This is a genomic window from Pantoea sp. Cy-640, from assembly GCF_011752635.1.
GTDB lineage: Bacteria > Pseudomonadota > Gammaproteobacteria > Enterobacterales > Enterobacteriaceae > Pantoea > Pantoea dispersa.
In genome coordinates this window covers 850,721-873,720 of the sequence record NZ_VWXB01000001.1, presented here as the reverse complement: position 1 = coordinate 873,720, position 23,000 = coordinate 850,721, and the positions used below count along the sequence as shown (strand labels likewise).

The following is a 23,000-nucleotide window of genomic DNA, read 5'->3' as shown; positions in this document are numbered from 1 at the left end:
TCCTCTTCCTTATCCGGCCCGCCCGCAGGCGGGCAGACGCAATTAATAGGCGCGCAGCGTGCGGAATACCGCCGCGACTTTGCTGGCATCTTTGATGCCCGGCGCGGACTCCACGCCGGAGTTGAAGTCGAGGCCGGCACAGCCTAGCTGAGCGGCTTCGACGCAGTTATCGGCGCTCAGGCCACCGGCCAGCAGCACATTAGCCAGGCCTTCACCCTGCAGCAGCGACCAGTCAAAGCGCTGACCGCTGCCACCCTGGCCATTATCCAGCACGTAGCGATCAACGTGCGGCCAGTCGCGTGGCGGCAACCGATCTTGAATGCTCAGCGCCTTCCAGATGCGCACGCTGGCTGGCAGCGCCTGGCGCAGTTCCGCAACGTAGGCTTTGTCTTCGTCGCCGTGCAGCTGGACGGCCGCAAGCGATAGACGTGTGGCCAACGTGACAACGTCACCGATAGCCTGATTGCGGAACACGCCGACATACTTCAGCGGTGCGGCGGCGATCACCGCCTGTGCCTGCGCCTCGTTAACCTGGCGCGGCGAACCGGCGGCAAAGATCACGCCGCCATATAGCGCACCAGCCTGATGCGCGGCCTGCGCATCTTCCGGGCGGGTCAGGCCGCACACCTTGTTATCGCCCAGCAGCACGCGGCGCACACCGGCGTCGAGGTCGTGCTCTTCCATCAGCGCCGAGCCAATTAAAAAGCCGTTGGCAAAATGGCTCAGCTCGCGCACCTGGGCGTAATTATGGATGCCGGACTCGCTGATTACGGTGACGCCATGGCTGAGACGCGGGGCCAGCTGACGCGTGCGATTCAGGTCAATCGACAAATCACGCAGATCGCGGTTGTTGATGCCGACCACTTTAGCTTCCAGCGCGATAGCGCGCTCCAGCTCTTCTTCATTACTGACTTCGGTCAGCACGCCCATTTTCAGGCTATGCGCCACCGCAGCCAGCTGACGGTACTGCTCATCATCCAGTACGGACAGCATCAGCAGAATGGCATCGGCCTGATAATGGCGCGCCAGGTAAATCTGGTAGGGATCAATAATAAAGTCTTTGCACAGCACCGGCTGCGTGATGGCGGCGCTGACCACCGGCTGGAAATCAAAGCTGCCCTTGAAATATTTCTCATCGGTCAGCACTGACACCGCAGAGGCGTAATGGCGATAGATCCCGGCGATAGTCGCGGGATCAAAATCGGCGCGAATCAGCCCTTTCGACGGGGAGGCTTTTTTACACTCCAGAATGAAGACGGTGCGCGTGCCACGCAGCGCCTCGTAAAAATGACGCTCCGCCGGCTGCAGATCGTTCTGGAAGGAGGCCAGCGGCTGCTGCGATTTACGTGCTTCAACCCACAGGGCTTTATCCTGCACAATTTTCTCTAATACGGTGCCCTTGATACTCATTTCATCCTCTCGCTGCCAGTGCCACAACGCGCTCGTACGCCTGACCGCTGCGAATGGCAGCCATGGCGCGCTCAGCGTTATCGCGCAAATCTTCATTTCCGAATACTTTCAGCAACATTGCGACATTTACCGCAACGGCCTGCTCGTGGGCGGGCTGGCCTTTACCCTGGAGCAAACGCGTCAGAATGTCACGGTTTTCTTCCGGTGTGCCGCCGGCCAGTGCCTCTTTCGGCTGGAAGCTGAAGCCAAAGTCTTCCGGCGTCAGCTGATAGCTGGTGATCTCGCCGTCACGCAGCTCAGCGACCTGGGTCGCACTGTGCAGCGCTACTTCATCCATGCCGCCACCGTGCACCACGGCAGCACGCTGGTAGCCCAGCACTTTCAGCGTCTGGGCGATGGGCAGCACCAGTTCCGGACTGTAGACGCCAATCACCGCCAGCGGTGGGCGCGCCGGGTTGATCAGCGGACCCAGCACGTTAAACAGCGTGCGGGTTTTCAGCTGCTGGCGCACCGGCATTGCGTGGCGGAAACCGCTGTGATACTGCGGCGCAAACAGGAAGCAGACGTTGAGATCGTCCAGCGCCTGCCGTGCCTGCTGAGCCGGCATGTCGAGATTGATACCGAAAGCGGCCAGCAGATCGGAAGAGCCGGATTTGCTGGAGACGCTGCGGTTGCCGTGCTTGGCCACTTTCAGTCCGCAGGTGGCGGCGACAAAGGCGCTGGCCGTTGAAATATTAATACTGTTGCTGCCGTCACCGCCGGTGCCAACGATATCGGCAAAGGTATAGTCCGGACGCGGGAACGGTCTGGCATCGGCCAGCAGCGCGGAGGCGGCACCGGCGATCTCTTCCGGGCGCTCGCCACGCAATTTCATGGCGATCAGCGCTGCTGCCAGCTGCGTTGGCTCCAGCTGTCCGGTAATAATCGCGCTGAACAGCTGGTGGCTCTCGGCCTGGCTCAGCGTTTGCGCCTGATACAGTTTTTCCAGAATAGTTTGCATCATCATCTCCCTGTTATTTCGCCAGCGCCCAGGCCAGTGTTTGCTCCAGCAGACGTGCGCCCTGCGTGGTGAGAATCGACTCAGGATGGAACTGGAAGCCGCACACGCGGTCCGTTTCGTGACGCACCGCCATCACCATGCCGTTGTAGCTGGCGTTAACCGTCAGTTCCGCCGGCGTATTGCTGCCCACCAGCGAGTGGTAGCGCGCCACCGGCAGCGGGTTGCTGAGGCCGGTAAACATCGCCTCGCCATCATGGGTAATGGCGGAGGCTTTGCCGTGCAGAATTTCGCCCGCCTGGCCGACGTGCCCGCCGTAAGCTTCGACAATGGCCTGATGGCCGAGACAGATACCAATGATCGGCAGCTGACCGCGCAGCGCCTCTAACAGCTGCGGCATGCAGCCGGCATCTTTCGGTGCGCCAGGGCCGGGTGAGAGCATCAGCACCGGATTTTCCATCTGCTGCAGGCGGTCAATCAGCACTTCTGCCGGGACGTTGTTGCGGTAGATCACCACGTTGTGGCCAAAGGTACGCAGCTGATCAACGAGGTTGTAGGTAAAGGAGTCGATATTATCGAGCAGCAGGATATCGGCCATCAGAAAATCTCCTTGCAGTGATGGGCAGTAGCGATGGCGCGCAATACCGCGCGGGCTTTGTTGCGGCTCTCATCCGCTTCAGCCTGAGGCTGAGAATCCAGCACCACGCCGGCACCGGCCTGCACGGTGGCAACGCCACCTTCCACCCAGGCGGAGCGGATGACGATGCAGGTATCAAGGTCGCCGCTGGCGGTGAAGTAGCCGACCGCGCCGCCGTAGCTGCCGCGCCGCGTGCCTTCTTTTTCCGCAATCAGCTGCATCGCACGCACTTTCGGTGCGCCACTCAGCGTGCCCATGTTCATGCAGGCGCGATAGGCGTGCAGCACATCAAGATCGTTGCGCAGCGTGCCTACCACGCGGGACACCAGATGCATCACAAACGAGTAGCGGTCCACTTTGGTTAAATCCGCCACGTAACGGCTGCCGGGCACACAGATACGCGCCAGGTCGTTGCGCGCCAGATCAACCAGCATCAGGTGCTCAGCCAGCTCTTTATGATCGGTGCGCATTTCCAGTTCAATACGGCTGTCCAGGTCGCGATCCAGCGAGCCATCCGCATGGCGACCGCGCGGACGCGTACCGGCAATCGGGTAGATTTCGATCTGGCGCGAGCTGGCGTCATACTTCAGCGAGCTCTCCGGCGAAGCGCCGAACAGCGCAAAGTCCTGATCCTGCATAAAGAACATGTAGGGACTGGGATTGCTGTTTTTCAGCGTATCGTAAGCCGCCAGCGGTGACGGGCACGGCAGCGAGAAGCGGCGCGACGGTACCACCTGGAAAATTTCGCCGATGCGAATGGCCTGCTGCAGTTCGCTCACTACATTGCAGTAAGCCTCATCGCTCTGGCTGGTGCTCAGCGTCATCTGCTCGACGCGCTGCACCGGCAGCGCTGGCGCTGGCTGCGTCATCTGACCGTGCAGCTGTTCAATACGGCTCTGCAGACGCTGAAACTCGCTGGTCGACGGCGCAAACAGGCTGGCCTGCAGACGGGCACTGCGCTGCTGATGATCGATCACCAGTAACGTTTCGGCCAGGTAGAAACAGTAGTCCGGGCAGCTTTGGTCATTGCGCAGCGGCGGCAGATCTTCAAATCCCGCCACCAGATCGTAGGCAAACAGGCCGCCCAGCAGCATGGCTTCACGTTCTTCGGCCGGGCTGTTCACCAGATGCGGAATCAGACGCAGTGCATCAAACACCGACAGCGCCTTCAGGCGGGAGTCTTCATCGTGCAGACCCTCAACCGGCGTGAAATGCAGCTCACGTCCGTCCGGGCGCACGGCGATGCGCACCTCGGGCGGCAGCGCTTCGTCCAGCAGCGGCAGCAGCGCGCGGCCGTTTTCCGACAGCGCCTGCAGGGTAACAACATTGCCCAGGGCGCTGATGCGCAGCGCGCTGTCGACAATCAGCAGGCTTTTCAGGTTCTGCTTGCTGTCGATATCGGCAGATTCAAGCAGCAGAGTTGCCGGACGTGCGCCGCATAATTGATGAAACACTGCGGCCGGATCTTCGCGGTAGGGCGCGGTACCGGTAATCAACTTCAATGTAGGTTTCGCATTAGCCATAATGGATTCTCTGAATTTCGCTCAAAAAAAAGCCCGCTCGGTGGCGGGCTCAGGTATCTGCACTGCGGTTACGCAAAATGTGCATGACGACGTCGCCCGTGAAAGGGATCATCGCGCCACCAACCATTAACATGCGTACCGATAAGAGCCATGATTAAATACCCGTTACGTGTGAACTTGTGTACTAGTTAACTGGTTCGGGTGAAAAAAGTCAATACCCTTTTTCAGTTACGGGCAAAATCGTTATCATGCCAGCCGGTTTAATGCAGTCGCTGGAGTGACCTTGTCAGATATTGCCCGTTTTCCACTTTATGATTTACACAGCCATACCCAGGCTTCTGACGGTTTGCTGACGCCGACTGCGCTGGTGCAGCGCGCCGTTGAGATGCATGTCGGCGTGCTGGCGATTACCGATCACGACAGCGTGGCGGGCGTTGCCGAAGCGCAGGCGGCGGTGCAGCAGCTTCAGCTACCGCTGCGCGTACTGGCCGGTGTGGAAGCGTCGACGCTGTGGGAAAACCACGAAATTCATATTGTCGGGCTCAACGTTGATACGCAGCATCCGGCGTTAACCGCTTTTCTGGCGCAGCAGCACCAGTGCCGTATGGCACGTGCAGAACTGATTGCCGAACGGCTGGAGCGCGCGCGCATTCCTGACGCGCTGACCGGCGCTCAGCGTCTGGCGCAGGGCGGGGTGATCACCCGCGGGCATTTTGCCCGCTATCTGGTAGAGCTGGGCAAAGCCGATAACATGGCGCAGGTATTTAAAAACTATCTGGCGCGCGGCAAAACCGGCTACGTGCCGCCACAATGGTGTACAATTAAACAAGCCATTGATGCTATTCATCATTCTGGCGGCGTGGCGGTGCTGGCCCATCCTGCGCGCTACGGGCTGTCGGCCAAATGGCTGAAGCGACTGATTGCGCATTTTGCCGCAGAAGGCGGCGATGCGATGGAAGTGGCGCAGTGTCAGCAGGCACCGAATGAACGTACCCAGCTGGCGAGCTATGCGCGCGATAATCAGCTGGCGGCCTCGCAGGGGTCCGATTTTCACCAACCCTGTCCGTGGATTGAACTGGGGCGCAAGCTATGGCTGCCGGGCGGCGTGGAGCCGGTCTGGGAGCGTTTTCCCGCTTTAGCGCAAGTCAGATCGCACGTTGATGGGTGATATGAGGTTTTTATGAGTCAACTTTTTCACATTCATCCGGAAAATCCGCAGCCGCGTCTGGTTAATCAGGCGGTGGATTATCTCAACAAAGGCAGCGTTATTGTCTATCCGACCGATTCCGGCTACGCGCTGGGATGCCGTCTGGAAGAGAAGAATGCCATGGAGCGTATCTGCCGCATTCGTCAGCTCGATGGTAACCATAACTTTACCCTGATGTGCCGCGATCTCTCAGAGCTGTCGACCTATTCGCAGGTGGATAACAGCGCGTTTCGCATTCTGAAAAACAACACGCCAGGCAATTACACCTTCATTCTGAAGGCCACCAAAGAAGTGCCGCGTCGTCTGATGAACGATAAACGTAAAACCATCGGCCTGCGCGTACCGTCAAATCCGGTGGCGCTGGCACTGCTGGAACGCCTCAATGAGCCGATGATGTCGACCTCGCTGATGCTGCCAGGCAATGATTTCACTGAATCCGATCCGGAAGAGATCCAGCACAGTATCGGTAAGCTGGTGGATTTAATTATCGATGGCGGCACGCTGGGCCAGCAGCCAACCACCGTGATCGATCTCACCAGCGATGCGCCCGTCATCGTGCGTGAAGGGGCAGGCGATACCCGCCCGTTCCTGTAATTACGCCGGGCCAGGCGCTGTTTGTGGCGTCTGGCCGATATTGGCTTCCAGCCAGCGTTTGAAATCGCCGTACGGAATGTACAGCGAGACATCTTTTAAGATGACTTTTTTGCTGCGTACGTTAGCAATTTCATGGCTGAAACCCACAATCACTCCGCTGATGGTCTGGTCGGCATTATAGACAGCGCCGCCTGACATCCCCTGAACGACACCGGCATCGGAAGCCATTGCCATACAGGGCTTTTTATTCCAGCGATTATTAATGGCGGTGCGCGCCAGATTAACGCCGCTCGACTCGACCGGCATCGCGGAAATAAAACTGTAGCCATACATTTTAATTGGCTCGCCCACCGCGCTGCTGCGGAATTTCGCCAGCGTATCCGGACTGTTTTTATGATAAATAATTGCGACGTCGCAATAGGGGTGATAAGCCTTCACGCGCTGCACGGCGGTTTTGGCCACGTGCGCGGCAGTCAGACTGTATTCCGGCGTTAACGGAATGGTTGTACCGAGGATGCCCAGACCCAGTACCGTCGGGATGCCGGTCACGCTCATATCCACGTGCTGCAGCGCCGTACGACTGTACTCAGTATGGCCCACGGAACAGCCGCTCAGTGCCAGCGCTGCAAGCGCCGGCCAAAGCAGGGAGGTTCTCATGATGGCGGTCTTCATTTAATGTCCGTCAGCAAAATCCCTGGTGAAGACTTTCGACAGACAAATTAAATTCAATCCGTGAAACGATTAGCGCGCCATTTCCTGAGCGCGCCGGATTATATTATCAGGCCAGCTGTACCATTATTTGTTAATGGCTTGTTGTTTGAAAGCTTATAAAAAGTAATTAAAATAATTTCTGATACTGCTTAGCCGAATTCAGGATTAAATTTTACACAGTTTTCGCGGCAGAACAATTCATCATATTTAATCTTTATCAAATAAAAACGAAAATACAGACTTAATCCAACCTGCAGCGCCAATCCGCTGTATGGCTAGGGTTGCTGGCTGCAATAAGCTTTACTAACACCACTGTTCAGTTCTTTGTGCTGATTTTGGTGTTTTGCGCCGATTTTCTGTTTGCACAACTGCAGCCTGGCCGGGAACACTGCGGGTAACAGACTGGTGAGTCTCTTTAATCTATTGCGGCACTAATCGGCGCAACATTAAATAAATAAACGGTCTCAGGCAAAACGACGTAATTTCAGCGGGTTGCGCAGGCTATCATCACGCTCTTTACGCAAATCAATCAGAAATCTGAATCAATGACCGTGCTGCCCGCTTCAGCCTCCGGATCACAGGCGCTTTATTATCGGCAGAAAAGGAAAAGGTGTTAACGAAACTGTAGCTGGTGTAAAATCTCCGGCCGTCCGCGCTGGCACCTGGCGCGAAGCGGTCACAGATTCTGATACGGGACCTGGTAACGCCGGTATCTTACCTCTTCATTACCACGACGCCTGGGAAGGCGACAACGAGGCAGCTCCATGAGCGAGAAATTACAAAAAGTATTAGCGCGCGCCGGACACGGTTCGCGCCGTGAAATCGAAGCAATGATTTCAGCCGGACGCATCAGCGTCGATGGCAAACTGGCGACGCTGGGCGATCGCATCGAAAATGACAAAACCCTGAAAATCCGTATTGATGGCCATCTGGTATCGATTGCTGAATCGGCCACCGAGGTGTGTCGCGTACTGGCGTATTACAAACCGGAAGGTGAGCTGTGCACGCGCAACGATCCGGAAGGGCGCCCAACGGTATTTGATCGCCTGCCGCGCCTGCGCGGTTCACGCTGGATTGCCGTCGGCCGTCTGGACGTGAACACCTGCGGTCTGATGTTGTTCACCACCGACGGTGAGCTGGCCAACCGCCTGATGCACCCAAGCCGCGAAGTTGAGCGTGAATACGCGGTGCGCGTATTTGGTGAAGTGGATGACGAAAAAGTGCGTCAGCTGAGCAAGGGCGTGCAGCTGGAAGACGGTCCGGCAGCGTTTAAAACCATCAAATTTGCCGGCGGCGAAGGCATTAACCAGTGGTACAACGTCACCCTGACGGAAGGGCGTAACCGTGAGGTGCGTCGTCTGTGGGAAGCGGTTGGCGTGCAGGTAAGCCGTCTGATGCGCGTGCGCTACGGCGATATTCAGTTGCCAAAAGGTCTGCCGCGCGGCGGCTGGATGGAGATGGAACTGCCGGCGGTCAACTACCTGCGTAAGCTGGTGGGACTGCCGGAAGAGACGGTGACCAAAGTGGCGGTCGAGAAAGATCGTCGCCGCACCAAAGCGAACCAAATCCGCCGGGCGGTGAAACGCCATAGCGCGGTAAGCAATAACAGCCCGCGTCGCAACAACACCAAACGCGGTTCCTGATGCTCCCTGACGCCGCGCCTGCGGCGTCCGTTTTTACCAGTCGATTCCCTGCTGTGCCTGAATGCCGGCATCAAACGCGTGTTTGACCGGACGCATCTCGCTGACGGTATCGGCCAGTTCCAGTAGCGTGCGGTGACAGCCGCGGCCGGTTATGATCACACTTTGCTGCGGCGGACGCTGCTGCAGTGCAGCGATCAGCTCATCCAGATTGAGATAATCCATACTCACCATGTAGGTGATTTCATCCAGTATCACCAGATCCAGCGACGCGTCTTGCAACATGCGTCTGGCGTGTTGCCACACCTGCTGGCAGGCGGCCGTATCGCTGGCACGGTTTTGCGTCTCCCAGGTAAAGCCGGTAGCCATCACCTGAAACTCCACCCCGTGCTGCGCCAGCAGATTACGTTCACCATTGGGCCATTCGCCCTTAATAAACTGCACGGCAGCCACGTTTTTACCGTGGCCGCAGGCGCGCAGCGCGGTGCCAAAAGCGGCGGTGGTTTTACCTTTGCCGTTGCCGGTAAACACCATCAGGATGCCGCGCGTTTCGGTGGCGGCGGCGATGCGGGCGTCAACCTGTTCTTTCAGCCGCTGCTGGCGTTGCTGGTGACGATCGCTCATGCGCTGGCCGGTCCCGGCTTGCGCCCCGGTTGTGCATCGTAGCTGATGCCGGTTTTACGGCGGCTGTCATCGCCCATCAGATAGAGGTAGAGCGGCATCAGGTCGGCCGGGGTTTTCAGCAGGCTGGCATTCTCCTCCGGGAAGGCGCTGGCGCGCATTTTGGTGCGCGTGCCGCCCGGATTGATGCAGTTCACCCGCAGATGGCGGTTTTTATACTCATCGGCCAGCACCTGCATCATGCCTTCGGTGGCGAATTTCGACACGGCATAGGCGCCCCAGCCTGCGCGGCCGGTACGGCCCACGCTGGAGGTGGTGAACACCAGCGAACCGGCGTCGGATTTCAGCAGCAGCGGCAGCAGCGCCTGCGTTAAATAGAAGGTGGCGTCGAGGTTGATTTGCATCACCTGCTGCCAGACCCCCGGATCGAGTTCCGCCAGCGGCACGATCTCACCGAGAATGCCGGCGTTATGCAGCACGCCATCCAGCCGCGGCACCAGCGCGGCAACCTGTTGCGCCAGCTGCTGGCAGCTTTCCGGTGTGGCGTGCGCCAGATCCAGCAGCAGCGTAGCGGCGGGCTGTTTATTGAGCTGATTAATCGCCTCAGCGGTCTGCTGCAGCGTGGTGGCGTTGCGGCCGAGCAGAATCACGCGCGCACCGTAGCGCGCATAGGTCAGGGCGGCTTCGCGGCCGATGCCGTCGGAAGCGCCGGTCACGAGAATGATGCGATTGTCCAGCAGGTCGCTTTTCGGTTGATAATGCACAGCGATGTCCTTTGCAGGTCAGAGGGTTTTTTGGCTTTATGCCTCAATTTGGCGCAAGGTGCAATCGCCGCAACGCGCATTCTGTGCCGCCTGCCGGCATTTCAGGCGACGAACGGCATCAAAGCGGGTAAACTCAGGGTTTGACTGTAATTCACTGTTTAATAAGGCGGCAGAATGGATTTACTCTCCAGCTATGGATTATTTCTGGCCAAGGCCGTCACCGTCGTGGTGGCGATCGCAGCTATTGTACTGATTGTGCTCAATGCCGCGCTGCGTAAACGTCACAGCGGCGGTCAGCTGCGCTTAACCCATCTCGACGAAGCCTATCGCGAGATGAAAGAGGACCTGCAGCTGGCGAAGATGAAGCCGCAGGCGCAAAAAGTGTGGCTGAAACAGCATAAGAAAGAAGAGAAACAGAAAGCCAAAGCCGAAAAGCGCAATGCCAAAGCCGGTGTAACTGAAGCGGCGAAGCCGACTCTCTATGTGCTGGAGTTCAAAGGCAGTATGGACGCCGGTGAAGTCAGCTCGCTGCGCGAAGAGATCTCCGCCGTGCTGGCGGTGGCGCAGCCGGGTGATGAAGTGCTGCTGCGGCTGGAAAGTCCCGGTGGCGTGGTGCACGGCTATGGCCTGGCCGCGTCGCAGCTACAACGTCTGCGTGATGCGGGGCTGCAACTGACCGCGGTAGTGGATAAAGTTGCCGCCAGCGGTGGCTACATGATGGCCTGCGTTGCGGATCGCATCGTGGCGGCGCCGTTCTCCATCATTGGTTCCATCGGCGTGGTGGCGCAAATCCCTAACTTTAACCGGCTGCTGAAGCGTAACGACATTGATGTGGAGCTGCACACTGCCGGCCAGTACAAGCGTACGCTGACGCTGTTTGGTGAGAATACCGAGGAAGGGCGGGAGAAGTTTCAGGAAGACCTGAATGAAACCCATCAGCTGTTTAAAGATTTTGTGCATCAGATGCGTCCGGCGCTGGATCTGGACAAAGTGGCGACAGGCGAACACTGGTATGGCCGTCAGGCGCTGGATCTGGGGCTGATTGATGAGATTGGTACCAGCGATGCGCTGATCATTGCGCGCATGGACCGTTTTAGCGTGCTGGGTGTGCACTTCGCGCGCAAGAAAAAGATGATTGATCGCGTGACCCACAGTGCCAGCGTGGCAGCCGAGCGGCTGATTCTGAAAATCTGGCAGCGCGGTGATAAACCGCTGTTGTGAACCAACCCGGCGCAGGCCGGGTTTTTTTATGCCAGGTGATACTGCGCGGAGAGCACCACGGCAAGGTGCTTAAACACGTTAAACACCGCCGTGGTTTTGGCGGTCGGCAACCCTTCATCGTCGAGGAACCACGGGCCGCGAAACACCAGAACCTCGCCCTGCTGAATCACCTCAGTGGCTTCCATCCCGGCAAAATATTCATCGTGCTGCTGAATGAGCTGATTAGCGATTTCCAGTAGCGCCTGGCGTGAAATGGATTCCGTTTCTGCTGACATTTTTCACCTCTTTTTTGACAGCGAATTTTCTCCTTCTATATTACTTGCCTGTCGGTGCGTTCAGCAAATCAGCGTTCGGTCAGAAAACTGGCGAGAAATTAACCAGAATGCTAATTAAGTTGCGTAACAGATTTTATCAGGTAGAGTGTGGGCGATTCAGCTTTCAGGGAGATCACACCAGGATGTGTGATACCGTCAGACGGAAAACTCGCTCTTAATCATCAAGTTGCAAATGCCGATGCAATCTGACCAGAGATTGTCCCCGCTGGCTTGAAAAGCAAAAAGTCAGCAGCAATATTGAACCCATTGGGTTTTGGGGCTGCCAATCCTCTCCCGTTTATCAGGACGTTTCAATTAGGTAAAGGTACATATGGGTAAAGCACTCGTCATCGTTGAGTCCCCGGCAAAGGCCAAAACAATCAATAAATACCTCGGTAATGACTACGTGGTGAAATCCAGCGTCGGTCATATCCGTGATTTGCCGACCAGTGGTTCAACGGCCCGTAAAAGTGCCGACGGGGAAAAGGCGAAAACCGGCAAGAAAGTAAAGAAAGATGAAAAGGCCGCGCTGGTTAATCGCATGGGCGTTGACCCGTGGCACGGCTGGGAAGCGGACTACCAGATTCTGCCCGGCAAGGAAAAAGTTGTCTCCGAACTGAAGAGTCTGGCTGCCGATGCCGACCACATCTATCTCGCAACCGACCTTGACCGCGAAGGGGAAGCCATTGCCTGGCACCTGCGGGAAGTGATCGGCGGCGATGACAAACGCTTCAGCCGCGTGGTGTTTAACGAAATCACCAAAAATGCGATTCGTCAGGCGTTCGAGAAGCCGGGCGAACTGAATATTGAGCGCGTCAATGCGCAGCAGGCGCGTCGTTTTATGGACCGCGTGGTGGGCTATATGGTCTCGCCGCTGCTGTGGAAAAAAATTGCCCGTGGCCTGTCGGCCGGACGCGTGCAGTCGGTTGCCGTGCGTCTGGTGGTGGAACGCGAGCGCGAAATCAAAGCCTTCGTACCGGAAGAGTACTGGGAAATTGACGCCGATCTGTCGACGCCGAAAGGCGATGCGCTGGCGGTCAGAGTGACGCATCAGGGCGACAAAGCGTTCCGCCCGGTGAACCGCGAGCAAACCGAAGCGGCCGTGGCCATCCTGGAAAAGGCGCGTTACGCCGTTCTGGATCGTGAAGACAAGCCGACCAGCAGCAAACCGTCGGCGCCGTTTATCACCTCGACGCTGCAGCAGGCGGCGAGCACCCGCCTTGGTTTTGGCGTGAAGAAAACCATGATGATGGCGCAGCGTCTGTATGAAGCGGGTCACATCACCTATATGCGTACCGATTCCACCAACCTGAGTCAGGATGCGGTGGCGATGGCGCGTGGCTACGTGGAGAAAAAATTCGGTAAGAACTACCTGCCGGATGCGCCCAACACCTACGCCAGCAAAGAGAATTCACAGGAAGCGCACGAAGCGATTCGTCCTTCTGATGTCAACGTTGCCGCCGAGCAGCTGAAGGATATGGAAGCGGATGCGCAGAAGCTGTATCAGCTGATCTGGCGCCAGTTCGTAGCCTGCCAGATGGTGCCTGCGCAATATGATTCCACCACGCTGACCGTTGGCGCGGCAGATTTCAAACTGAAAGCGAAAGGGCGTACGCTGCGTTTTGACGGCTGGACTAAAGTGATGCCGGCGCTGCGTAAAAATGATGAAGATTTGACGCTGCCGCCGGTGAACGTGGGCGACACGCTGGATCTGAAATCCCTGCTGCCGGGCCAGCACTTTACCAAGCCGCCGGCGCGCTTCAGCGAAGCTTCGCTGGTACGCGAGCTGGAGAAGCGTGGCATTGGCCGTCCGTCTACCTATGCTTCGATCATTTCCACCATTCAGGATCGCGGTTACGTGCGGGTGGAAAACCGCCGTTTCTACGCCGAGAAGATGGGTGAGATTGTTACCGATCGTCTGGAAGAGAACTTCCGTGAGCTGATGAATTATGATTTCACCGCGCACATGGAAGACAGTCTCGACCAGGTCGCGAATAACGAAGCGCAATGGAAAGCGGTGCTGGATTCATTCTTCAGTGATTTCAGCCAGCAGCTGGAGCAGGCGGAGAAAGATCCGGAAGAGGGCGGCATGCAGCCGAACCAGATGGTGCTGACCTCCATCGACTGCCCAACCTGCGGACGCAAAATGGGGATTCGCACCGCCAGCACCGGCGTGTTCCTGGGCTGTTCCGGTTATGCACTGCCGCCGAAAGAGCGCTGCAAGCAGACCATTAACCTGATCCCTGAAAACGAAGTGCTTAACGTGCTGGAAGGCGATGATGCCGAAACCAACGCGCTGCGCGCCCGTCGTCGCTGCCAGAAGTGCGGCACCGCGATGGACAGTTACCTGATCGACAACGGCCGTAAACTGCACGTCTGTGGTAATAACCCGGAGTGTGACGGTTATGAAATCGAGCAGGGTGAATTCCGTATTAAAGGTTATGACGGACCGATTGTTGAGTGCGAAAAATGTGGCTCTGAAATGCACCTGAAGATGGGGCGTTTTGGTAAGTACATGGCCTGTACTAACGACGAGTGTAAAAATACCCGTAAAATTCTGCGTAACGGCGAAGTCGCGCCGCCGAAAGAAGATCCGGTACCGCTGCCGGAGCTGCCGTGCGAGAAATCGGATGCGTATTTTGTGCTGCGTGACGGAGCTGCGGGCGTGTTCCTTGCCGCTAACACCTTCCCGAAATCGCGTGAAACCCGTGCGCCGCTGGTGGAAGAGCTACAGCGCTTTGCTGACCGTCTGCCGGAGAAACTGAAATATCTGGCCGAAGCGCCGGCAGTGGACCCGGAAGGCAATAAAACGCTGGTGCGTTTTAGCCGTAAGACTAAACAGCAGTATGTTGCCTCAGAAAAAGAGGGCAAAGCGACCGGCTGGTCGGTTTTCTATATCGACGGTAAGTGGCAGGAAGCGAAGAAGTAATCTCCCTGAAGGCCAGCGTTCGCTGGCCTTTTTCCCATCCTTATAGCTAATCGTTCTACATTCTTACGTTAACTGATATAGTAGTTATAGCTTATTGCATTTTGCTGACTCGCTTTCCCTCATTATTACGCCATCAGGGCGGATACACGCCTGCAGGGAATGCACCTCTGTCGCTATCGGGAAGATATAACTATGAAATTGCAGCAGTTGCGTTACATCGTTGAAGTCGTTAACCACAACCTCAATGTCTCCTCCACGGCAGAGGGGCTGTATACCTCGCAACCGGGCATCAGTAAGCAGGTGCGCATGCTGGAAGATGAGCTGGGCGTGCAGATTTTTGCCCGCAGCGGCAAACATCTGACGCAGGTGACGCCAGCGGGTGAAGAGATTATCCGTATTGCCCGCGAAGTTTTGTCCAAAGTGGATGCGATCAAATCGGTTGCCGGTGAACACACCTGGCCAGATAAAGGATCGCTGTACGTGGCCACGACCCACACTCAGGCACGTTATGCACTGCCTGGCGTAATCAAAGGCTTTATCGAACGCTATCCGCGCGTTTCCCTGCATATGCATCAGGGCTCCCCCACACAAATTGCTGAGGCGGTCTCTAAAGGTAATGCCGATTTCGCCATTGCCACCGAAGCGCTGCACCTGTACGACGACTTAATTATGCTGCCGTGCTATCACTGGAACCGTGCCATTGTGGTCACGCCGGATCATCCGCTGGCGGGGAAATCCAATGTGTCGATTGAGGAGCTGGCTGATTTCCCGCTGGTGACTTACACCTTCGGTTTTACCGGCCGCTCAGAACTGGATACTGCGTTTAACCGTGCCGGTTTAACGCCGCGTATTGTTTTTACCGCAACCGATGCCGACGTGATCAAAACCTATGTGCGTCTAGGCCTGGGGGTTGGGGTGATTGCCAGCATGGCGGTGGACCCGGTTTCCGATCCGGATCTGGTGCGCATTGAAGCTTCAGAAATCTTCACCAATAGCACCACCAAGATTGGTTTCCGGCGCAGCACCTTCCTGCGCAGCTATATGTATGATTTCATTCAGCGCTTCGCACCGCATCTGACGCGAGACGTGGTGGACGCCGCCGTGGCGCTGCGCTCAAACGAAGATATTGAAGCGATGTTCCGCGATATCAAGCTTCCTTTCAGGTAATCACCTAACTCATTATTTTTGCGGGATGTCCAGCGACTTCCCGCACACTTCCCGCCGCTTAGCACCAGCAGAACCTCAAAAAATTCCATTATTTTTTTGTAAATGAAACATGCGTCACATGTTTTTTCATTGTTATTTATTAAATGCGAATCAGTACACAATTTTTACTTTGCCGCTTTGCGGACTGCCAGGAATATTCCCATACTCCAGTTAAGAGCTGATGAGAAAGGGCTTTTTAACTGGCTCGTTAAATTAAACTCAAATTTAGAGTGGATCTAATTTTGGTTTAAGCCAAATTTACAATGTAACTATTAAATTAATAGTTTGCAGCGTGCTTAAATTTATCTCATCAGTTTTGGCGGTTTTGATAAATAGCGTTAATCGTTGTGCTCAATAAAAATAACTGGATTTTTGGACTTAACAAGTTTAGGATTCGTCCTAAATCTTCATCGTTGTTATCAATCGTTTTATTGAGAGTGATTATCAAAAACTATGACTACGAGATTAACTGTACAACCGGACTTCCGGGCTAAAAGCACCAAGGTAGAGCGTTCAGGTAACATCCGTCGCAAAGCCTGGTTGACTGTCTTCGCTGCTTCAGCACTGTTCTGGGTAGTGGTGGCGTTAATGATTTGGCGTATGTGGGGTTAAGCCATGTGGGCAAATACACTCAGTCGTAAATATCCGGTCGCTGCGCGTCAGCCTAAAGCACCGGTGTGCAAAGCCAAAGAAGCGCCTGCTGAACCGCAAGTGGCAATCCCGGCTTCCTGGGAACTGAGTGAACAGCAGCGCAGCTTTATTGAATCATTCATGGATCCGAAGTCTAAATAACGCAGTCTGCGTCCAATTCTTATTAAGACATACTGTCGCGCATTTTACCGGACTCTCCGGTGGGCACGTTAAAAGCCCGTCCTTTAACACTCAGCATCTAAAAAAACGGTGTCATCAGTACAACGCTGAAGACGATGGCTTTTTGTTGCCCGCGATCCGGGAGGAGTGACAGATGAATACCACAACTTTTTCATGGCTCAGCGTTTATGCCTTCTCAATGGCCTTTTGGGCTGCGGCCGTCTGGGCCGTGCTGTAATTCGCTAATCCTGCCAGTTAACGCTTTCTGAATGCCCTGACTTTTGTCAGGGCATTTTTCGTTGCGGTTTTGTGTGTCAATTCGTGTTGTTATCAAAACGTTAAAGAAAATGTGGTCTATCTTTAAGCTAAACCTTGCACTCTCTGAGGTTTAGCAGAAGAGCCCATAAAAGGAGGAGTTATGTCGTTAACGTTACGTGAGCAGAGTCAGGATGCGCTGGAAGTAGGGGCAAAAAAATATCATTACTATAGCTTGCCGAAAGCCGCTCAGCAGGTCGGTGATATTGATCGCTTACCAAAATCCCTCAAGGTTCTGCTGGAAAACCTGCTGCGCTGGCAGGATGAAGATTCCGTAACGGCAGCAGATATTCAGGCGCTGGTGGCGTGGCAGCAAACTGCACATGCCGATCGCGAAATTGCTTATCGTCCGGCGCGCGTATTAATGCAGGATTTCACCGGCGTACCGGCCGTGGTTGACCTGGCGGCGATGCGTGAAGCCGTTAAGCGGCTGGGCGGTGATGTGGCGAAAGTTAACCCGTTGTCACCGGTCGATCTGGTGATTGACCACTCGGTCACGGTCGACCATTTTGGCGATGACGATGCATTTGAAGAAAACGTGCGCCTGGAGATGGAACGCAACCACGAACGCTACGTTTTCCTGCGCTGGGGGCAAAAAGCCTTTAACCGTTTCCGCGTCGTGCCGCCGGGCACCGGTATCTGTCATCAGGTCAATCTGGAGTACCTCGGTAAAGCCATCTGGCATGAAACGCTGGACGGCAAAGAAGTGGCTTATCCGGATACGCTGGTCGGCACCGATTCCCATACCACCATGATTAACGCCCTGGGCGTGCTTGGCTGGGGCGTAGGCGGCATTGAAGCTGAAGCCGCCATGCTGGGCCAGCCGGTTTCAATGCTGATTCCCGATGTGGTGGGTTTCAAGCTGACCGGCAAACTGCGTCCCGGTATCACCGCCACCGACCTGGTATTAACCGTGACGCAGATGCTGCGCAAGCACGGGGTGGTCGGTAAGTTTGTCGAATTCTACGGTGACGGACTGGCCGATCTGCCGCTGGCGGATCGCGCCACCATCGCCAACATGGCGCCAGAATATGGCGCAACCTGCGGTTTCTTCCCGATTGATGAAGTCACGCTCAGCTACATGACGCTCACCGGGCGCGATGCACAGCAGGTTGAGCTGGTGGAAGCCTATGCAAAACAGCAGGGGCTGTGGCGTAAACCGGGCGATGAACCCATCTTCACCAGCACGCTGGCGCTGGATATGGCTGAGGTAGAGTCGAGCCTCGCCGGTCCGAAACGTCCGCAGGACCGCGTCTCCCTCGGCGACGTACCGGCGGCCTTTGACGCCAGTAACGAGCTGGAAGTGAATCACGCGCAGAAGCCGCACAAAACGGTCAGCTATCTGGACAGTGAAACCGGCGACCGCATCCAGCTGGATGATGGCGCCGTGGTGATCTCCGCGATTACGTCCTGTACCAACACTTCCAACCCCAGCGTCTTAATGGCGGCTGGCCTGCTGGCGAAAAAAGCCGTTGAGCGCGGGCTGATGCGCAAACCCTGGGTTAAAGCCTCGCTGGCACCGGGATCAAAAGTGGTGTCCGACTATCTCGCCGTGGCGCAGCTGACCCCGTATCTTGATGAGCTGGGCTTTAACCTGGTGGGTTACGGCTGCACCACCTGCATCGGTAACTCCGGCCCGCTGCCGGATGAGATCGAAAGCGCGATCAAAGAGGGCGATTTGACGGTGGGCGCCGTGTTGTCCGGCAACCGCAACTTCGAAGGGCGTATCCATCCGCTGGTAAAAACCAACTGGCTGGCGTCTCCGCCGCTGGTGGTGGCGTATGCGCTGGCGGGCAACATGAAGATCAACCTGCAGACTGATCCGATCGGTCAGGATCAGCAGGGCAATGACGTCTTTCTGAAGGACATCTGGCCATCGCCGGAAGAGATTGCCGCATCGGTGCAGAAAGTTACCAGCGACATGTTCCATAAAGAGTACGCCGAGGTGTTCGACGGCACGCCCGAGTGGCAACAAATCAAAGTCAGCGAAGCCGCTACCTATGATTGGGACGAAGGATCCACCTATATTCGTCTGTCTCCGTTCTTTGACGATATGGAAAAAACACCCCAGCCGGTGCAGGACATTCACGGCGCGCGCATCCTGGCGATGCTCGGTGATTCGGTGACGACCGACCATATCTCCCCGGCTGGCAGCATTAAAGCGGAGAGTCCGGCGGGGCGTTATCTGCTGGCGCACGGTGTTGAGCGTAACGACTTCAACTCGTATGGTTCTCGACGCGGCAACCACGAAGTCATGATGCGCGGTACTTTCGCTAACATCCGTATTCGCAACGAAATGGTGCCTGGCGTCGAGGGCGGTTATACCCGGCACTATCCGAGTCAGGAACAGCTGGCTATCTACGATGCGGCGATGAAGTATCAGGAGGAGGGCGTGCCGCTGGCGGTGATTGCCGGGAAAGAGTACGGCTCAGGATCCAGCCGCGACTGGGCGGCGAAAGGCCCGCGCCTGCAGGGCGTGCGCGTGGTGATTGCCGAATCGTTCGAGCGTATTCACCGCTCTAACCTGATCGGTATGGGTATTTTACCACTGGAATTCCCGGCGGGCGTAACGCGTAAGACGCTGCAGCTGACCGGGGAAGAGCGGATCGACGTGGCAAATCTGGCGCAGCTACAGCCCGGCTGCAGCGTCCCGGTAACGCTGACGCGGGCTGACGGCAGTCAGCAGACGCTGGAAACCCGCTGTCGTATCGATACCGGTAATGAGCTGACCTATTACCAGAACGACGGCATCCTGCATTACGTGATACGCAATATGCTCAACTAAAAAATAAAGCCGGGCATGCCCGGCTTTATTTATTGACGCAGAAAGTGCATGACGCGAGAGCGCACCGCCGCGTTACGATTTCGGCAGCAGATGCCCCATCTTCTCGGCTTTCGTATCGAGATAGTGCGCATTTTTCGGGTTACGGCCAACGATCAGCGGCACGCGCTCAACGATATTGATACCCGCTTCTGACAGGATCTCCACTTTGCGCGGATTGTTGGTCAGCAAACGCACTTCATTGATGCCCAGCAGTTTAAACATGTCGGCGCACAGGGTGAAGTCACGCTCATCGGCGGCAAAGCCCAGCTGGTGGTTCGCTTCCACCGTGTCGTAGCCTTTGTCCTGCAACGCATAGGCGCGAATTTTGTTCAGCAGCCCGATGTTGCGGCCTTCCTGACGATGGTACAGCAGCACGCCGCGTCCTTCTTCCGCAATGGCGGTCAGCGCTGCCTCCAGCTGGAAGCCGCAGTCGCAGCGCAGGCTGAACAGCGCATCGCCGGTAAGACATTCGGAGTGGACGCGCGCCAGCACCGGATTATGATCGCTAATATCACCATAAACCAGCGCGACGTGGTCGTGGCCGGTTGCCAGTTCTTCAAAACCAACCATCAGGAAATCTCCCCATGGCGTGGGCAGTTTGGCTTCTGCTACCCGTTTCAGCTGCATGTGACTCTCCAGAACCTTCAGAGGATGCGCTATCATCATGATAACGCACGGGCCCGACTGGCCCGACGAAACTGCCGATATTGTGCCACAACCTGAACCAGGGCCGCTAATCAGTCAGAGTGATTGTAGTGATAAAGCACAATTATCTAAGCCGCAACGGGTATGTTATTCTTTTTTCGACTAAAGTTATGCAATACGCCTGTCAGGTCGGGAAACAATAAAGGGACAAGATGTTAAAAATTGTGCAACGCACCACGCTGGGCGCGTTTTTATTATTGCTGATGCCGCTGGGCGTATGGCTTTCCGGCTGGCAGTGGCAACCGGGGGAGAGCGGGCATCTGTTGCGCGTGCTGTTCTGGATCACCGAAACCGTCACCAGTCCGTGGGGCACGCTGACCAGCCTGATTCTGAGCGGATGGGTACTGTGGTGCCTGCGCTTTCGCCTCCGGCCGGCCATTCTGTTGTTGATTATCATGAACGGCGCGATTCTCGCCGGTCAGTCGACCAAAACCTTTATTAAAGAGCAGGTGCAGGAGCCGCGGCCGTATGTGGTCTGGCTTGAGCACAGCCACGGCGTCAACGAACAGCAGTTTTATCAGCTGAAACGGCAGCAGCGCGGCGAAATGGTGTCCGCCTTGCTCGCCAATGACACAAAGCTGCCCGCCTGGTTAAAAAATCACTGGGCGTTTGAGACGGGCTTTGCTTTTCCGTCTGGCCATACCATGTTTGCCGCCAGCTGGGCGCTGCTGGTGATTGGCCTGTTATGGCCGCGCCGGCATGTTGTCACGGTTGTGGTGCTGTTTGTCTGGGCTACGCTGGTCATGGGCAGCCGGCTGGTACTGGGCATGCACTGGCCGCGCGATCTGGTGGTCGCGACGCTGATCTCGTGGCTGCTGGTGACGCTGGCAACCTGGCTGGCGCAGCGCTTTTGTGGCCCGCTCAGCGTGCCGCCGGAAGAGCAGCGTGAGATTGCCGGGCGCGATGACGGATTGTAATTTCTCCCTTTGCCCCCATATGATTGATTGTACTTGCAGAAAGGGCACTAACTGCTGCGCGGATAAGCAGCAACGGCGGCACTTTTTTGGCATACTCTACCGGATAACCTCACGACAGGACGCATTGTGAAATATTTGCTGATTTTTCTCGTGGTTTTGGTCATTTTCATCATCTCCGTCACGCTCGGAGCGCATAATGACCAGATTGTCACCTTCAACTATCTGCTGGCGCAGGGCGAATTCCGCATTTCAACCTTGCTGGCCTGCCTGTTTGGTGCCGGATTTTTGCTGGGCTGGGCGATCTGTGGCCTGTTCTGGCTGCGCATTCGTGTTTCGCTGGCGCATGCACAGCGCAAACTGAAACGTATGCAGGCGCAAAATGAACAATCTGCTGCGGTAAATAGCACCTCCACTGCAGTGCGTCGGGATTAATGTTCGATGCTTGAATTGCTGTTTCTGCTTCTTCCTGTCGCGGCGGCGTACGGCTGGTATATGGGCCGCCGCAGTGCGCAACAGGATAAGCAACAGGAAGCTAACCGTCTGTCACGCGAATACGTGGCAGGGGTCAACTTTCTCCTTTCTAATCAGCAGGATAAAGCGGTCGATCTGTTCCTCGATATGTTGAAAGAGGACAGCGGTACCGTTGAAGCCCACCTGACGCTCGGTAACCTGTTCCGTTCGCGCGGCGAAGTCGACCGCGCCATCCGCATCCACCAGTCGTTAATGGAAAGCGCGTCGCTTACCTACGATCAGCGTTTGCTGGCCATCCAGCAGCTGGGACGCGACTATATGGCCGCCGGCTTGTACGATCGCGCCGAAGACATGTTCAGTCAGCTGATCGATGAAACTGATTTTCGCATCAGCGCGCTGCAGCAACTGCTGCTGATTCATCAGGCGACCAGCGACTGGCAGAAAGCCATCGAGGTGGCGGAGCGGCTGGTAAAACTCGGCAAGGATAAGCAAAAGGGCGAAATCGCCCATTTCTACTGCGAGCTGGCGCTGCAGGCGCTGAGCAGTGACGACCTCGATCGTGCCATGAGCCTGTTGAAAAAGGGTGAAGCGGCCGATCACCAAAGCGCGCGCGTTTCCATCATGATGGGACGTATCATGATGGAGCAGGGCGAATACGCGAAAGCGGCGCAGCGGCTGCAGCGCGTGCTGGAGCAGGACAAAGAACTGGTGAGCGAAACGCTGCCGATGCTGGAAACCTGCTATCAGCGACTGGAGCAGCCTGACAGCTGGGCGCAGTTCCTGCAACGCTGCGTTGAAGAGAACACCGGTGCCGCGGCGGAACTCTATCTGGCGGACATTCTGGAGCAGCAGCAGGGGCCGGAAGCGGCACAGCTCTACATTAACCGTCAGCTGCAGCGCCATCCCACCATGCGCGTGTTCCATCGTCTGATGGATTTCCACCTGCATGAGGCAGAAGATGGCCGCGCCAAAGAGAGTCTGATGGTGCTGCGCGACATGGTTGGCGAACAGATTCGTACTAAACCGCGCTACCGCTGTCAGAAGTGCGGCTTCACCGCGCACGCCCTCTACTGGCACTGCCCATCGTGCCGCGCCTGGTCTTCCGTTAAACCGATTCGCGGACTCGACGGCCAGTAAGCTGGCCGTGTTCGGGGATTATTTATGATGCATAGTAGTTACAACAT

Annotated in this window: 19 protein-coding genes, 1 pseudogene and 1 other annotated feature; of the genes and pseudogenes, 12 read left to right on the top strand and 8 right to left on the bottom strand. The window is 56.3% G+C overall.

The genetic code is table 11. From position 1 onward, the window contains the following. Nucleotides 1–42: 42 nt before the first annotated feature. From trpCF to F3J36_RS04325, 3 genes and pseudogenes are all read right to left on the bottom strand, one after another. Nucleotides 43–1,410, bottom strand: a complete 1,368-nt coding sequence (gene trpCF, locus F3J36_RS04340; RefSeq protein WP_166719004.1) for a bifunctional indole-3-glycerol-phosphate synthase TrpC/phosphoribosylanthranilate isomerase TrpF — start codon at nucleotides 1,408–1,410, stop codon at nucleotides 43–45. 1 nt (nucleotide 1,411) lies between these two features. Beyond that, nucleotides 1,412–3,005: pseudogene (gene trpD / locus F3J36_RS24120) on the bottom strand (bifunctional anthranilate synthase glutamate amidotransferase component TrpG/anthranilate phosphoribosyltransferase TrpD). Further along, a complete protein-coding gene (locus F3J36_RS04325; RefSeq protein ID WP_031280219.1) occupies nucleotides 3,005–4,567 on the bottom strand; it encodes an anthranilate synthase component 1 in 1,563 nt (520 codons plus the stop codon). The pseudogene trpD and the gene F3J36_RS04325 overlap by 1 nt, the downstream one beginning before the upstream one ends. Before the next feature lie 23 nt (nucleotides 4,568–4,590). Continuing rightward, nucleotides 4,591–4,695 (bottom strand) — a sequence feature (Trp leader region). Between the two features lie 155 nt (nucleotides 4,696–4,850). On the opposite strand from F3J36_RS04325, the gene F3J36_RS04320 reads away from it, so the two are divergent. After that, entirely contained in the window at nucleotides 4,851–5,735 is an 885-nt protein-coding gene (locus F3J36_RS04320) for a PHP domain-containing protein (RefSeq protein ID WP_166719001.1), read from the top strand. Nucleotides 5,736–5,747: 12 nt separating this feature from the next. Then, entirely contained in the window at nucleotides 5,748–6,368 is a 621-nt protein-coding gene (locus F3J36_RS04315) for an L-threonylcarbamoyladenylate synthase (protein WP_021510107.1), read from the top strand. Here the strand turns inward: F3J36_RS04315 and F3J36_RS04310 are convergent, their stop codons facing one another. Continuing rightward, nucleotides 6,369–7,025 carry a serine protease gene (locus F3J36_RS04310; RefSeq protein WP_211072856.1) on the bottom strand — a complete coding sequence of 219 codons (657 nt, stop codon included), beginning with the start codon at nucleotides 7,023–7,025 and terminating at the stop codon, nucleotides 6,369–6,371. A gap of 818 nt (nucleotides 7,026–7,843) precedes the next feature. Here F3J36_RS04310 and rluB point away from each other — a divergent pair. Continuing rightward, nucleotides 7,844–8,722 (top strand): 23S rRNA pseudouridine(2605) synthase RluB, encoded by an 879-nt coding sequence (rluB, locus tag F3J36_RS04305; protein WP_058782079.1) that lies wholly within the window; start codon nucleotides 7,844–7,846, stop codon nucleotides 8,720–8,722. A gap of 33 nt (nucleotides 8,723–8,755) precedes the next feature. Here rluB and cobO read toward each other — a convergent pair whose 3' ends face one another. Both cobO and F3J36_RS04295 read right to left on the bottom strand, forming a co-directional pair. After that, nucleotides 8,756–9,343 carry a cob(I)yrinic acid a,c-diamide adenosyltransferase gene (gene cobO, locus F3J36_RS04300; RefSeq protein ID WP_166718999.1) on the bottom strand — a complete coding sequence of 196 codons (588 nt, stop codon included), beginning with the start codon at nucleotides 9,341–9,343 and terminating at the stop codon, nucleotides 8,756–8,758. Continuing rightward, on the bottom strand, nucleotides 9,340–10,104 hold the full coding sequence (locus F3J36_RS04295; RefSeq protein ID WP_166718998.1) for a YciK family oxidoreductase: 765 nt from the start codon (nucleotides 10,102–10,104) through the stop codon (nucleotides 9,340–9,342). Before F3J36_RS04295 ends, cobO begins: the two co-directional genes overlap by 4 nt. 174 nt (nucleotides 10,105–10,278) lie before the next feature. Between F3J36_RS04295 and sohB the strand changes: the two genes are divergently transcribed. Continuing rightward, entirely contained in the window at nucleotides 10,279–11,325 is a 1,047-nt protein-coding gene (gene sohB / locus F3J36_RS04290) for a protease SohB (RefSeq protein WP_058758624.1), read from the top strand. A gap of 26 nt (nucleotides 11,326–11,351) precedes the next feature. Here the strand turns inward: sohB and F3J36_RS04285 are convergent, their stop codons facing one another. Continuing rightward, complete coding sequence (locus F3J36_RS04285; protein ID WP_132462435.1) at nucleotides 11,352–11,600, bottom strand: YciN family protein; 249 nt, start codon at nucleotides 11,598–11,600, stop codon at nucleotides 11,352–11,354. Between the two features lie 370 nt (nucleotides 11,601–11,970). Between F3J36_RS04285 and topA the strand changes: the two genes are divergently transcribed. The 5 genes from topA (at nucleotide 11,971) to acnA (ending at nucleotide 19,684) form a co-directional block, all read left to right on the top strand. Then, nucleotides 11,971–14,568 carry a type I DNA topoisomerase gene (topA, locus tag F3J36_RS04280; protein ID WP_166718997.1) on the top strand — a complete coding sequence of 866 codons (2,598 nt, stop codon included), beginning with the start codon at nucleotides 11,971–11,973 and terminating at the stop codon, nucleotides 14,566–14,568. A gap of 192 nt (nucleotides 14,569–14,760) precedes the next feature. Then, nucleotides 14,761–15,735 carry an HTH-type transcriptional regulator CysB gene (cysB, locus tag F3J36_RS04275; RefSeq protein WP_021510116.1) on the top strand — a complete coding sequence of 325 codons (975 nt, stop codon included), beginning with the start codon at nucleotides 14,761–14,763 and terminating at the stop codon, nucleotides 15,733–15,735. A 492-nt stretch (nucleotides 15,736–16,227) separates the two neighbouring features. Next, the gene (locus F3J36_RS04270) at nucleotides 16,228–16,386 is read left to right on the top strand and encodes a YmiA family putative membrane protein (protein ID WP_071813666.1); all 159 of its coding nucleotides are present in this window, start codon (nucleotides 16,228–16,230) and stop codon (nucleotides 16,384–16,386) included. A 3-nt stretch (nucleotides 16,387–16,389) separates the two neighbouring features. After that, a complete protein-coding gene (locus tag F3J36_RS04265) occupies nucleotides 16,390–16,566 on the top strand; it encodes a hypothetical protein (RefSeq protein ID WP_021314644.1) in 177 nt (58 codons plus the stop codon). Between the two features lie 436 nt (nucleotides 16,567–17,002). Continuing rightward, nucleotides 17,003–19,684 (top strand): aconitate hydratase AcnA, encoded by a 2,682-nt coding sequence (gene acnA, locus F3J36_RS04260; protein ID WP_166718996.1) that lies wholly within the window; start codon nucleotides 17,003–17,005, stop codon nucleotides 19,682–19,684. A gap of 72 nt (nucleotides 19,685–19,756) precedes the next feature. Here the strand turns inward: acnA and ribA are convergent, their stop codons facing one another. After that, nucleotides 19,757–20,350, bottom strand: a complete 594-nt coding sequence (ribA, locus tag F3J36_RS04255) for a GTP cyclohydrolase II (protein ID WP_058758620.1) — start codon at nucleotides 20,348–20,350, stop codon at nucleotides 19,757–19,759. 230 nt (nucleotides 20,351–20,580) lie between these two features. Here ribA and pgpB point away from each other — a divergent pair, with 230 nt between their 5' ends. From pgpB to lapB, 3 genes are all read left to right on the top strand, one after another. Next, nucleotides 20,581–21,345, top strand: coding sequence for a phosphatidylglycerophosphatase B (pgpB, locus tag F3J36_RS04250; protein WP_021505947.1), 765 nt, complete (start codon nucleotides 20,581–20,583; stop codon nucleotides 21,343–21,345). A gap of 126 nt (nucleotides 21,346–21,471) precedes the next feature. Next, nucleotides 21,472–21,777 (top strand): LapA family protein, encoded by a 306-nt coding sequence (locus F3J36_RS04245; protein WP_058771279.1) that lies wholly within the window; start codon nucleotides 21,472–21,474, stop codon nucleotides 21,775–21,777. Between the two features lie 6 nt (nucleotides 21,778–21,783). Then, entirely contained in the window at nucleotides 21,784–22,953 is a 1,170-nt protein-coding gene (gene lapB / locus F3J36_RS04240) for a lipopolysaccharide assembly protein LapB (protein ID WP_166718995.1), read from the top strand. Nucleotides 22,954–23,000 lie beyond the last annotated feature (47 nt).

Bases quoted from the DNA above. Each gene is read 5' to 3' on its own strand.
- topA (WP_166718997.1), top strand. From the start codon at position 11,971: ATGGGTAAAGCACTCGTCATCGTTGAGTCCCCGGCAAAGGCCAAAACA.
- F3J36_RS04310 (WP_211072856.1), bottom strand. From the start codon at position 7,025: ATGAGAACCTCCCTGCTTTGGCCGGCGCTTGCAGCGCTGGCACTGAGC.
- pgpB (WP_021505947.1), top strand. From the start codon at position 20,581: ATGTTAAAAATTGTGCAACGCACCACGCTGGGCGCGTTTTTATTATTG.
- acnA (WP_166718996.1), top strand. From the start codon at position 17,003: ATGTCGTTAACGTTACGTGAGCAGAGTCAGGATGCGCTGGAAGTAGGG.
- trpCF (WP_166719004.1), bottom strand. From the start codon at position 1,410: ATGAGTATCAAGGGCACCGTATTAGAGAAAATTGTGCAGGATAAAGCC.
- ribA (WP_058758620.1), bottom strand. From the start codon at position 20,350: ATGCAGCTGAAACGGGTAGCAGAAGCCAAACTGCCCACGCCATGGGGA.
- F3J36_RS04315 (WP_021510107.1), top strand. From the start codon at position 5,748: ATGAGTCAACTTTTTCACATTCATCCGGAAAATCCGCAGCCGCGTCTG.
- sohB (WP_058758624.1), top strand. From the start codon at position 10,279: ATGGATTTACTCTCCAGCTATGGATTATTTCTGGCCAAGGCCGTCACC.
- cysB (WP_021510116.1), top strand. From the start codon at position 14,761: ATGAAATTGCAGCAGTTGCGTTACATCGTTGAAGTCGTTAACCACAAC.
- rluB (WP_058782079.1), top strand. From the start codon at position 7,844: ATGAGCGAGAAATTACAAAAAGTATTAGCGCGCGCCGGACACGGTTCG.
- cobO (WP_166718999.1), bottom strand. From the start codon at position 9,343: ATGAGCGATCGTCACCAGCAACGCCAGCAGCGGCTGAAAGAACAGGTT.
- F3J36_RS04325 (WP_031280219.1), bottom strand. From the start codon at position 4,567: ATGGCTAATGCGAAACCTACATTGAAGTTGATTACCGGTACCGCGCCC.
- F3J36_RS04285 (WP_132462435.1), bottom strand. From the start codon at position 11,600: ATGTCAGCAGAAACGGAATCCATTTCACGCCAGGCGCTACTGGAAATC.
- F3J36_RS04270 (WP_071813666.1), top strand. From the start codon at position 16,228: ATGACTACGAGATTAACTGTACAACCGGACTTCCGGGCTAAAAGCACC.
- lapB (WP_166718995.1), top strand. From the start codon at position 21,784: ATGCTTGAATTGCTGTTTCTGCTTCTTCCTGTCGCGGCGGCGTACGGC.
- F3J36_RS04265 (WP_021314644.1), top strand. From the start codon at position 16,390: ATGTGGGCAAATACACTCAGTCGTAAATATCCGGTCGCTGCGCGTCAG.